Origin of the sequence: Streptomyces canarius, assembly GCF_014650735.1 — a bacterium.
GTDB classification, from domain to species: Bacteria; Actinomycetota; Actinomycetes; order Streptomycetales; family Streptomycetaceae; genus Streptomyces; species Streptomyces olivaceoviridis.
This window is the reverse complement of sequence record NZ_BMVN01000036.1, coordinates 82793-94905: the sequence shown is the minus strand read 5'-3', so window position 1 is coordinate 94905 and position 12113 is coordinate 82793. Positions and strand designations below refer to the sequence as shown.

Here is a 12113-nt window from a genome sequence, read left to right as displayed (position 1 = left end):
GCGGATCACCGTGCCGTCCGGGTTCACGACCTTCAGCGGCAGGCCGAGGCCGTTGTACTCCGCTCGTGCCTCGCGGCCGTCCGGGCGGACCACCCGCGTGAGGTTGCCGACGGCGTCGTACTCGAACGTCGTCGTGTGGCCCAGCGGGTCCGTCGCGGACAGTAGGCGGTTGTAACGGTCGTTGGCGTAACGGGTGGTGGCGCCGAAAGCGTTGGTCTCGGCGATGACCTGGCACCGGCGATTGATCAGGTAGTGGGTGGTGTGGCCGTGTGAATCGGTGACGGTCGTGCTGTGCTCACCGGTGCCGGGATCCGCTGGCGCATAAGTGAAAGTCGAGGCCAAGTGTCCGGCGGCGCCGGACTGGTGGGTGCAGCGGTCCTCGTCGTCGTAGACGTAGGTGAAGTGACTGTCGTTGGTGTCGGACCAGGAGGTGATGCGACCCCGCTCGTCGTACTCGAAGCGGGTGGGGTGGCCGGGGGGTGTGACGACCTCGGTGAGGTGGCCGTCGGTGTAGTCGTAATGGATCAGTTCCCGGCCGATGTCGTCCGCCGCCGCGCCCGCCAGGCGCAGCGCGGTGACACGACCGTTGGCGGTCGATACCAGCAGGCGATAACCGCCGCTGTGGGTGAGAGCGCTGGGTGCTCCGGTGATGTCGTACTCATAGGTGATCCAGTTGCCGTTGCGGTCGTCGACCTGTTCGAGTACCGCCAGGCTCTCGGAGCGGTCGGCGAAGTGCCGTACTTGGCCCGTCTCGGGGTCGGTGAGGGTATAGCCGCCGTCCGTGCGGTCCAGCGGCCAGCGTGGGCCGTGGGTGGGCAGGGTGGGCAGGCCCGGGGCCGGGTGCGGGTAGGCGAGTGTCAGGCCGTCCTCGCCGACGTAGACGACGCCCTGTGGGTCGATTTCCAGGCGCTGGTCGAGCGTGGAGGACCAGGTCGGACCGAACCAGCCACCGAGCCGGTACGACGATTCGAACTGGCGCTTGACGACAAGGGGCAGCGTGCCGGGGAGTGCGACGTCGACCTGCGGCAGCAGCATCCGGCCGGTAGCGACGTCGACGGGGTCCTTCTCGCAGACCTTGTCGACCGGGCGCCGGGACACATCCTCCGCGCCCTCCTCGACAGCGTTCCGGGCACCCTTGCGTACTCCCTGCTCTGCGACTTCCTCCGCGCCCTTCTTCAGCCCGAGCCGCAGTCCTCCCCGGGCCAGTCCCGCGCCCTTCGTGCCGATCACCTCGGGCAGCAGGCGTCCGCCGAACTCGGAGGGGTCCTTGCGGGCCTCGTCCCACATGGTCTTCGCGGTGCGTTCGGGGTGGGCGGCGGTGGAGGTCAGGCCGGAGAGCGTCATGCTGACGTTTTGCAGGTAGGCGGCGGGGTGGGTGAGGTTGTAGGGGTCGGCGGGGTTCAGGCCGCGTACGAAGTTGACCAGCCCGGCGGTGCCTTTGGCCACGCCGCCGGCGAAGTGGGTCAGTTCGATGCCGGTGGAGAGTGCTTGGTCGGTGAAGTCGTCCTTGAGGCGGCTCAGGGGCGGGGGCTCGGCGGGGGCGTGGGCCAGGGCGGCCTTGACCTTGCCCTGGGCCTCGCAGGCCGCGGTGTTGCGCTGCTTGCGGGCTTCGGCGAGCTTGGCGTGCGCGGCCTGGATGTCGGCCTTGCCCGGGTCCTGGAAGGGCTCCGGTTTCGGGCCGGGGTCCTCCTCGGTCTTGATCTTGGCGTTGTAGGCGTCGACCTTCTTGTTGTACGCCTCCACCGCGTCCTTGGACGCCTTCACACCCTTCTTGTAGAGCTCGACGGCTTCCTTGGCCTGCCCTTGTGCCCACGTGACGGTGTCGGCGTACGACTCCAGAGCGGCTGCCGCCGTGCCGCACGCCTCGGCCGCCTGCGCCCACTTGGCGGGGTGCACGGCGAACTTCTCCCGGAACGCGTCCCCGCCCTCGCCCTTCCAGCCGGAGGAGTCGACCTTCTTCAGCCCCTGGCTGACCTTGTCGAACGCGCCGTGGAAGTCCCGCAGGTGCCTGGCGCTCCCACGGATCTTCTGCGGGCTGCCGTGGACGAGTTCGTTGGCCTCCTCGCTCTGGCCGAGCTGCTGCTCACCCGGGGTCGCCCCGAGGTCGGAGGCGACCCCGTCGCCCCAGTCCTCCACGGTGTCGGCCCAGTCGTGGGCGCCGACGTAGTCCAGCGCCCCGCCCAGCTTGTCGGTGCCGTAGTCGACCGCCTCGCCGAGCTTCTTCTTGCCCTCGTCGTAGAGGTGTTCGCCGTAGCCCAGGGCGCTGTTCAGGCCGTCGCCGATGTCACCGAAGACCCCCATCAGCCCTCACCGCCCTGCTGCTCGGCGGCCTGGGCGCGGGCTTCGGGCGAGGGTCCGGAGACGTCGTCCACCAGCCGGTCGTACTGCTCGTCGGACATGCCCAGCGCGCTGTGCAGGTTCTCGGGGTTCACCCCGGGCACCGGTCCCAGGGTGCGGGAGGTCATCACATCGCGGGTGGCGTCCTTCCAGCCCTGCTTGCTGGTGTCCCAGGCCTGCTCGAAGGACTCCTTGCTGTAGTCCACGTCCCCGCCGTACGCACCGGAGGAGACGATGTCACCCCAGCCCGTCTTCTCCACGTCCTCCTCGGAGGCGTACGGATTGCCGACGGCCGCGTTGGTGACGATCTTGAAGGTGCCCTCCACGTACTGGTCGGTCTCGTAGTACGTGCCCGCCGCCAGGCCCGTCTTCGCGGCGAAGCCGTTGCCCTCGTTGACCAGCGACCGCACACCCCACTCCCAGCGTTCGCAGAACGACGTGAACTCGTCCGTCAGCCCCTCGTGGCCCAGTTCCAGCCCGGACAGGGCGATGTCGGAGAAACCACGCCCGGCACCGGCCTCGCCGACCATGCCCAGTTCCTTCAACTCCCCCAGGGCCTCGGTCAGGCCCTGGGCGATCAGGCCGAGTCCCTGCGTCGTCAGATCCTTGCCGCCGCCCCCGGTCACCGTCCGTCCCCCTCGTTCACCGCCACCTCGTCGACGTCCACCGCCACCTCGTCCGGCACGATCCCGCGCACCGGAGGAAAGACCACCCCGTCCTCCCCGTCCGCACAGTCCAGCGCCACCCCGCACGGCACCCCGACCGCCGGGACCGCCGCGTCCAGCAGACGCGCCCCCAGCCACCGCTGATACGACCACTCCCGGTCACCCTCACCCCGCGCGAGGGCGAAACGCGCCAACGCCCCCTCGTTCGAGAAGGCGTAGAACCAGCGCACACCACCGAAGTCCGCCGTGAGGGGCGCGCCATCCTGGTCCACCGGTACGAGCACCGCGGTACGCCGGAACTCACCCAGCAAGGCCGCGAATTCATGCCGCCCGCGCTCAGCGGCTTCGGCCTGCGTTGCGCCACGCTCGGGCAAAGCGACGCCTTCGGACGCCTCCGGTGCGGTTGTGTGCCGCTGGTCCGTAGCGACCGGGTTCATAGAGTCGTACAGCCGTGACCTCGGCGTTTTCGCCAGCGGTCCGGCATCGCCCCCGTGATCGTTCACGGCCGGATCATCACACCACCACGTTCTGGATCGCAACGCGGAGCGGGGGTCCGGTCAACAGGACGACCGGATCTCGGCCTTCGTGAACGGTCACGCCTCGGGCAGCCCCCCGCTCAGCCTCCGCAGTACCGCCCCGCAGCGTCGTGCGTACGCGTGCTGGAGTCCGCGGGTCGCCGGGCCGCCCGCGCGGGCGTACCACTTGGCGGCCTTGCTGAAGGCCGCCACCGTCAGCCAGACCGTGCCGTCGCCGGTGCGGTCGACCACGAAGGCCTCCTCGCCGCACTCGGGGTGGCCTTCGAGGGTGCCGTAGGCCCAGCCGGCCCGGCGGTGCTCCTCGGCCGTCCATATGATGCGGCAGGGGGCCTTGATGACGCCGGCCAGGGTGACGGTGACGTCGGTTCCGGGGGCGGCGCGGTCGGCGCCGGCGTCTATGCCGACGCCCAGCGCGCGGTGCATCTCCCAAGTCAGGACCGCCTCGGCGGCCCGCTGGAACACCTCCTGGCCTTCGCCGAGGCGGGTGCGGACCAGCATGGGGTGGAAGCCGGGCGGGCAGAAGGTGAGATCGTCGCGGGTCGCGCCGACCGGCTCGTAGGTGAAGGGCGCCGAGGACATGGGTCACAAGGGTAGGGCGGCACCCGGAAGAACCGCTTCCCGGGTGCCGCCCCCTCACGAGCCGGCGCGGACTAGCTGACGTTGACCGCCGTCCAGGCCGCCGCGACCGCGTTGTACTCGGCGCTGCCGGAGCCGTACAGCGCGGACGCCGCGTTCAGGGTCGCCGTGCGGGCGGCCTTGTAGTTGGTCGTCGACGTCATGTACGTGGTCAGCGCCTTGTACCAGATCTGGAGCGCCTTGGCGCGGCCGATGCCGGTGACCGCGGCGCCGTTGTAGGTCGGCGAGTTGTAGGTCACGCCGTTGATCGTCTTCGAACCGCTGCCCTCGGACAGCAGGTAGAAGAAGTGGTTCGCGACGCCGGACGAGTAGTGCACGTCCTTGCTGCCGACGGACGAGGACCAGTAGTCGGCCGAGGCGCCGTCCTTGCTGGGCTTGTCCATGTAGCGCAGCGGGGTGCCGTCGCCGTTGATGTCGATCTTCTCGCCGATGAGGTAGTCACCGGCGTCGGCGGAGTTGTTCGCGAAGAACTCCACGCCCGTGCCGAAGATGTCCGAGGTGGCCTCGTTCAGGCCGCCGGACTCACCGCTGTAGTTCAGGCCGGCGGTGTTGGAGGTGACGCCGTGGCTCATCTCGTGGCCGGCCACGTCCAGCGAGGTCAGCGGGTCGACGTTGCCGGAGCCGTCGCCGTAGGTCATGCAGAAGCAGCTGTCGTCCCAGAACGCGTTCACGTAGGCGTTGCCGTAGTGCACGCGGGAGTAGGCGCCGACACCGTTGTTCTTGATGCCGTTGCGGCCGAAGGTGCTCTTGTAGAAGTCCCAGGTCTCGGCGGCGCCGTACGCGGCGTCGGCGGCCGCGGTCTGGTCGGAGGAGGAGCTGGAGGCGGTACCGGTGCCGAAGACGTTGGTGGAGCTGGCCACCAGGGTGCCCGTGCCGGACGTCTTGCGGGCCAGGTTGTAGGTCTTGTGGTTGCCCCGCGCGCTGTCGGTGAGCTGGTAGGTCGAGCCCGACTGCACGGAGTTGAGCGTGACCGTGCCGGAGTACAGCGTCTTGCCGGTCGCGGTCTCGACGCCCTGGTACTCGTAGAGCTTCTTGCCGGTGGCCGCGTCGGTGATGACGTGCAGCTGGTTCGGGGTGCCGTCGTCCTGGAGGCCGCCGACGACGGTCTCGTAGGCGAGGACGGGCTTGCCGGAGCCGGCCCAGATCACCTTGCGGGCGCCGTCCGCGGTGGCCTTGGCGGAGCCCAGCGTGTTGGCGGCGGACACCGCCTGCTTCTCGGCCTTGGCGGCGGTGATCTGCGGCTTGAGCGAGGCCACCTTGATGGCCGACTTGGTCGCCTTGGTGACGCCCTGGGTCTTGCCGGACTTGGCCGTGTGGACGATCAGGTCGCCGCCGAGCACCGGCAGGCCCGCGTAGGTGCGCTCGTAGCGGGTGTGGACGGTGCCGTCGGCGTCCTTGACGACGTCCTTGACGACCAGCTTCTCCTGGGTGCCGAGGCCTATCTGCCGGGCGGTGCCGGCCGCGTCGGCCTGGGCCTGCTGGATCAGGGTGGTGCGCGCAGCGGCGGACAGCGCGGTCGGGGCGGCGGCGAGCGGCTTGGCCGCGGGCTGGGCGGTGGCACTGGTGGTGACACCGGTGGCGAGCAGGGCTCCGGCGGCGACGGCGGTGGCGATGGCCAGAGTGGTGCGCTTGTGACGCGCGTAGAGGGGGCTCACAGAAGCTCCTTCTCGTGGGGGAGTCCGGGCAGTGTGGGGTTACTGGCCGGAATGTGTGGCGTTGTGAAGTTGCTGTGCTGCTGCGGCGGGTGGAGAGAGAGTGACATCAAGGACGCGTACATGTCAGGCCCCTGACGTGATGTTGGCTGAAAATCAACTGTCCGAGAAACATTGCAGGCAGATGAACCGGGTGCTGTCCGAGGACCACGGCCCCCGGACAGCCCCGTGGTCCCGGGCCCGTGGCGTGCGGTTTACGGGAAGGTCAGCTTCCAGCCGTTGAGTGTTCCGGTGTCGTAGGTGGCCTGATCCTGCACCCGCAACTTCCACGTGCCGTTGGCCGATTCCGCCGAGGCGTTGACCGTGTAGGTCTCGTTCACGTCGTCCGCCGAGTCCGAGGAGCTGAAGTTCTTCAGCCGGTAGGCGGTGCCCGACGGGCCGACGAGGTCGATCACCAGGTCACCGCGCCAGGTGTGGGTGATGTCCACGCTCACCTGGAGGTTGCTCGGTGCGTTCCCGCTGCGGCCGGAGACGGTGATGTCCGACGTGACGGCGGCGCCGTTGTCCGGCACCGGCACCGGCGTGGTGCTCTCGTACGACGTACCGCCGCCCCCGCCACCGGAGCGCGAGCCGACCCCGACGCCCGCCCAGGCGTCCTGCACCGCCTTGTACTCGGCGCTGGTGGTGCCGTACAGCTCGCCGGCCGCCGCGAGCGTGCCGGTGCGGGCGCCCGCGTAGTTGGTCGTGGACGTCCACTTGGTGGTCAGCGCCCGGTACCAGATCTGGAGCGCCTTGTCCCGGCCGATGCCGGTGACGGGAAGCCCGTCCGACGTCGGCGAGTTGTAGCTGACGCCGTTGACCACCTTGGCGCCGCTGCCCTCGCTGAGCAGGTAGAAGAAGTGGTTCGCCGGGCCGGACGAGTAGTGCACGTCGACGCCGCCGATGCCCGAGTACCAGCTGTCCTTGGACGCGCCGTCCTTGCTGGGCTTGTCCATGTAGCGCAGCGGGGTGCCGTTGCCGTTGATGTCGATCTTCTCGCCGATGAGGTAGTCGCCGACGTCGGAGGAGTTGTTGGCGTAGAACTCCACGCCGGTGCCCATGATGTCGCTGGTCGCCTCGTTCAGGCCGCCGGACTCCCCGCTGTAGTTGAGGTTCGCGGTGTTGGAGGTGACGCCGTGGCTCATCTCGTGGCCGGCGACGTCGATCGCGGTCAGCGGCTTGGCGTTGCCGGAGCCGTCGCCGTAGGTCATGCAGAAGCAGCTGTCGTCCCAGAACGCGTTCACGTACGCGTTGCCGTAGTGCACACGGGAGTAGGCGCCGACGCCGTCGTTCCTGATGCCGCTGCGGCCGAACGCGCTCTTGTAGAAGTCCCAGGTGACCGCGGCGCCGTAGTGGGCGTCCGCGCCCGCGGTGGCCGCGTTCGACGTGGTCCCGTTGCCCCAGGTGTCGCTGGTCTGCGAGAACAGGGTGCCGGTGCCGGAGGTGCCCCGGTTCAGGTTGTACGTCTTGTGGCCCCCGCGCGCCCCGTCGGTGAGCGTGTACGCCGAGCCCGACTGGGTCGTGGTCAGCGTGACCTGCCCGCTGTACTGGGTGTTGCCGATGCCGTTCCTGACGCCCTGGTACTCGAAGAGCTTCTTGCCGGTGGCCGCGTCCGAGACGACGTGCAGCTGGTTCGGGGTGCCGTCGTCCTGGAGGCCGCCGACGACCGTCTCGTACGCCAGCACGGGCTTGCCGCTCGCCGCCCAGATCACCTTGCGGACGCTGTCCGCGGCCGACCTGGTCCCGCCGAGCGCCTTCGCCCGCTGCACGGCCTGCTTCTCGGCGGCGGCCTTCGACACGGCCGGGGTGAGTCCGGCGACCCTCAGCGTGGCGTCGGTGGCCCGGATCACGTCCATGGTCTTGCCCGACCTGGCGGTGGTCACCACCAGGTCCCCGCCGAGCACCGGCAGACCCCCGTACGTGCGCTCGTAACGGGTGTGCAGCGTGCCGTCGGCGTCCTTGACGACGTCCTTGACGACCAGCTTCTCCTGCGCGCCCAGGCCGATCTGCCGGGCGGCGGCGGCCGTGCCGGCGTCGGCGTGGCGTATCAGCTCGGCGCGCTGCGCGGGGGTGAGCCCGACCGCCGCGTGGGCCGGGTCGGCCTGGCCGGCCCGCGGCGCCGCCGGGGCGGCGGTGGCCGCGCCGGACTGGACGGCGGCGGCGATCAGGGCGGCGACACCGGCGAGGGCGACGGTGGCGGTGCGGCGGTGCGCGGTGTGGCGGTGCGAGGTGTGGGAGGTGCGTCCGCGAGAGGAATTGCTTCTCACACTGACTCCTTCTGCGTGACCGCGGGTCGCGCGGCCGGGGAGACCGGACGGCGGGTTGGGGCGTCCGGGCAGAACAAGGCGTTACGCGAAAGCCACGTGCAGGTGCGGAGCCGCTCACACAGAAGTGCGGAAACTGTGGGGTTGCTGTGAGTCGGCCAGGGAAGAGTGGCAGGCGATCTCACCACTTGTCAGGACCGCGTCACCAACTTGGCCGGAAATGGTCCGTTGACCGGATGTTCAAGTTCGGTATGCGGACTGTTGGGCGAGCGGACCCTTGTTCGGGGCAGCGGATCACCGCTCGGGGCGGCGACGGATCACTGCTCGGGGCGCCGGCGGATCACCGTCCGGGTGCCCGCCCGTGCCACGCCCGCCACAGCGCCGCGTACGCACCGCCCGCCGCCACCAGCTCCTCGTGCGTGCCCAGTTCGGTCACCCGGCCGCCCTCCATCACCGCCACCCGGTCCGCGTCGTGCGCCGTGTGCAGGCGGTGGGCGATGGCGATGACCGTACGGCCCTCAAGCACCGCGGCGAGGGCGCGCTCGGTGTGCCGGGCGGTGGCCGGATCCAGCAGGGCCGTCGCCTCGTCGAGGATCAGCGTGTGCGGGTCGGCCAGGACCACGCGCGCGAGGGCCAGTTGCTGGGCCTGCGAACCGTCCGTCGGCCGGCCGCCCTCGCCCAGCCGGGTGTCGAGCCCGTCCGGCAGACCCCGCACCCAGTCCTCGGCACCCACGGCCGCGAGCGCCGACCACAAGGCGGCGTCGTCGGCGGCGGGTTCGGCGATGAGGAGGTTGTCCCGCACGGTCCCCAGGAAGACGTGGTGCTCCTGGGTGACCAGCACCACCTGCCGGCGCAGCAGCTCCGGCGCCAGCCCGGCCACCGGCACCCCGCCCACCGTCACCGTGCCGGAACCGGGCCGGTCGACGCCCGCGAGCAGCCGGCTCAGGGTCGTCTTCCCGGCGCCGGACGGCCCCACCACGGCGAGCCGCTCCCCGGGCCGTACCGTCAGGTCCACCCCGCCCAGCACCTCACCGCCGCGCTCGTACGCGTACCGCACCCCGCGCACCTCGATCCGGTCGTCCGCCGGCACCGCGGACGCGCCCTCGCCCTCGCCCCGGGGCGCCTGCGCCAGCCCCTCCACGCGCGCGAACGAGGCCCCGCTGCTCTGTAGTTGCTCCACCCGCATCAGGATCTGGTCCAGCGGCTCGGTGAACTGCCGCAGGTACAGCGCCGCCGCCACCACCGCGCCCACCCCGACCGCCCCCCGGGCGTGCAGCCAGCCGCCGAGCAGCAGCGCACCGACCACGGGGACGGTGTACGTCACCTCGACCGCCGGGAAGAACACCGACCGCAGCCGCAGGGTGTACAGACGGGTACGGCGGGACGCCTCCAGCGCGTCCCGGCTCGCCGCGATCCGCCGCTCCCGCAGCCCGAAGGCCTCCACGGTCCGCGCGCCGGCCGCCGTCGCCGCGACGATCTCCGCGACCCGCGAGGTCGCCGCCCCCTCGGCGAGATAGCCGTCCCGGGCGCGCCGCAGGTACCAGCGCAGCGCCAGCCGGATCGGGGTGAGACCGAGCAGGCCGAACGCCCCCAGCAGGGGGTCGAGCGCGAACACCGCGCCCAGCACGAAGACCGCCTGCACGGCGTCGACCAGCAGCTCGGGGCCGACGTCCCGCAGGGTCGTGCCGACGGTCGCCACGTCCGCCGTGCCCCGCGCGGTCAGATCGCCGGTACCGGCCCGCTCGACCGCGGAGGCGGGCAGCGCCAGCACCCGCTCGACGTACTCCTCGCGGACCCGGGCCAGCGTGCGCTCCCCGAACCGGTGCCCGACGTACCGCGCCCAGCGGGCCAGCAGGGTCTGCGCCAGCGCGCACACCACGAGCCAGGACGCCAGCCGGTCCACCGCGCCGGCCCCGTGCCCGGCCCGCACCTCGTCGACGATCCGGCCCACCAGCCAGGGCCCGGCCAGTCCCGCCGCGGCGGCCAGCGCGTTCAGCCCCAGTGCCCCGGCGAACGCCCACCGGTCGGCCGACACCAGCCGCACCGTGGCCCGCCGCACGGCCGCCCGGCCGGCGACGGGCAGCAGGGCAGCACCGGGGGTCATGCGGGGGGCTCCTGCGCGGGTGGGGTCGTCGCGCCTGCCGTGGCCGCGGAGGCCGCCGGGTCGGTCGCGTCCCCCGTCTCCCCGCCGTCCCGCGCGACCAGAGCCCGGTACGCCGGTTCCCGCGCCAGCAGGCACGGGTGCGGCCCGGTCGCCGCGACCTTGCCGTCGGCCAGGAACACGACCGTGTCCGCCCGGGCCAGGACCAGCGGGGACGTCGTCGTCACCAGCGTGGTGCGGCCCTCCCGTGCCGCCCGGAGCCGGTCGGCGACCGTCGCCTCCGTGTGGGCGTCCAGGGCCGAGGTCGGTTCCACGGCGAGCAGCACCTCCGGGTCGGCCAGCAGCGCCCGGGCGAGGCGCACGCGTTGCCGCTGTCCGCCGGAGAGGCTGCGCCCCTGCCCGGCCACCACCGTGTCCAGGCCGTCCGGCAGGCCCCGGACCACGTCCTCGGCCGCCGCCGCGTACACCGCCCGGCGCAGCGTCGCCCCGTCGGCCGGGTGCGCGGCGGCCAGCACCTCCCGCAGCGGCCCGGCGAACAGGTCCGCCTCGTTGTCCGCGACCAGCAGGCGCCGCCGTACGTCCGCCAGCGGGACCGCGTCGAGCCGTACCCCGCCCCAGGTGGCGTCGGTGGGCCCGTACCGGCCGAGCCGGTCGACCACGGCGGCGGCCTCGGCGGGCCGGGCGGCGGCCAGCGCGGTCAGCCGGCCCGGCACCACCCGCACCCCGGACGCCGGGTCGTGCAGCTCGGCCGGTCCGGCGGGCGCCGGCAGGGTGCCGGTGTCCGGTTCCGGTTCCAGCCGCAGCAGCCGTACCGCCCGGCGCGCGGCGACCACGCCCCGGTTGAGGTCGTAGGCCATCCGCACGAAGAAGGCGACCGGTCCGATGAGCACCGCCACATAGCCGTAGACCGAGACCAACTCGCCCACCGACATGGAGCCCTGCGCGGTGAGCCGGGCCGCCAGCCAGGTCACCACGGCGAGGAACAGGGTCGGCAGCCCCACCCCGAGCGCCTGCACCCAGCTGGCCACCGCGCCCACCCGGTACCCCTGCGCCCGCAACCGCCGCGAGTCGTTCCGGAACGCGTCCGCGACCAGCCCCTTGCCGCCCAGCCCGTTGAGGACGCGCAGCCCGCCCGCGAGGTCGCCGATGCGCGCGGTGAGCACCCCCTGGAGCTCGCGGTAGCCGCTCTCCGCCCGCTGGAGCCGCAGCGCCGGCGGCCCGGTGAGCAGCGCGATCACCGGCACCCCGAGCAGCACCACCGCGGCCAGCGGCGCGGAGATCGCCAGCAGCAGCCCGGCCACCACCCCGTAGACTACGAGCGAGCCGACCCCCGGCCCCACCACGGTCAGCGCCGACGCCAGGGTCTGCACGTCCCCGACCCCGATGGTGACGACCTCACCGGCCCCGGCCCGGCGCGGCAGCGCGGCCCCCAGCCGCACCACATGCCCCACGACCACCTTGACCGTGCGGAAGTTGGCGTCCATCCGGACCCGCGTCATCACCCGGTGCCGCAGGATGCTCACCCAGGCGTTCAGCGCCCCGACGACGAACATCGCCCCGGTCCACCCGGCGAGCACCCCGAGCCGCCCCGGCAGCAGCCCGTCGTCCACGGCCCGCGCCATCAGGTACGGCTGTGCGGCCAGCAGCACCATCCAGGTACTGCCCAGCAGAGCCCCGGCCACCGAACGCCCCGGCTGACACCGCACCAGCCACCACAGGAACCGCCAGCCGCCGCGGGTGTCGGGCGTGCCCGGATCCTCGTACGCGTCGATCATCCATCCCCCGATCCGCCCGCCCCGCCCCCTCGGCGCGCGCCCGGCCATTTTCCCCGAGGTGCCCCGTCCGGCGGAACCCGGAACGAAGCCAGGCCGGGGTCGGGCCGA

8 protein-coding genes are annotated in these 12113 nt (G+C 72.1%); all 8 read right to left on the bottom strand.

All coding sequences use genetic code 11. The features are described from left to right. A partial coding sequence (locus IE294_RS34895) for a putative T7SS-secreted protein (protein WP_189892861.1) occupies nucleotides 1-2301 on the bottom strand: 2301 nt, incomplete at its 3' end. After that, entirely contained in the window at nucleotides 2301-2963 is a 663-nt protein-coding gene (locus tag IE294_RS34890) for a hypothetical protein (RefSeq protein WP_189892858.1), read from the bottom strand. The genes IE294_RS34895 and IE294_RS34890, both read right to left, overlap by 1 nt. Then, nucleotides 2960-3505, bottom strand: coding sequence for a hypothetical protein (locus tag IE294_RS34885; RefSeq protein WP_359835989.1), 546 nt, complete (start codon nucleotides 3503-3505; stop codon nucleotides 2960-2962). The genes IE294_RS34890 and IE294_RS34885 overlap by 4 nt, the downstream gene beginning before the upstream one ends. A 90-nt stretch (nucleotides 3506-3595) precedes the next feature. Next, complete coding sequence (locus tag IE294_RS34880; RefSeq protein ID WP_189819649.1) at nucleotides 3596-4117, bottom strand: DUF1990 domain-containing protein; 522 nt, start codon at nucleotides 4115-4117, stop codon at nucleotides 3596-3598. A 71-nt stretch (nucleotides 4118-4188) separates the two neighbouring features. Then, nucleotides 4189-5829, bottom strand: coding sequence for a M4 family metallopeptidase (locus IE294_RS34875; protein ID WP_189892856.1), 1641 nt, complete (start codon nucleotides 5827-5829; stop codon nucleotides 4189-4191). A 251-nt stretch (nucleotides 5830-6080) separates the two neighbouring features. Continuing rightward, nucleotides 6081-8132 (bottom strand): M4 family metallopeptidase, encoded by a 2052-nt coding sequence (locus IE294_RS34870; RefSeq protein WP_189892854.1) that lies wholly within the window; start codon nucleotides 8130-8132, stop codon nucleotides 6081-6083. Between the two features lie 337 nt (nucleotides 8133-8469). Further along, complete coding sequence (locus tag IE294_RS34865; RefSeq protein ID WP_189892852.1) at nucleotides 8470-10233, bottom strand: ABC transporter ATP-binding protein; 1764 nt, start codon at nucleotides 10231-10233, stop codon at nucleotides 8470-8472. After that, nucleotides 10230-12005, bottom strand: a complete 1776-nt coding sequence (locus IE294_RS34860; RefSeq protein WP_189892850.1) for an ABC transporter ATP-binding protein — start codon at nucleotides 12003-12005, stop codon at nucleotides 10230-10232. The genes IE294_RS34865 and IE294_RS34860 overlap by 4 nt, the downstream gene beginning before the upstream one ends. Between the last annotated feature and the right edge of the window lie 108 nt (nucleotides 12006-12113).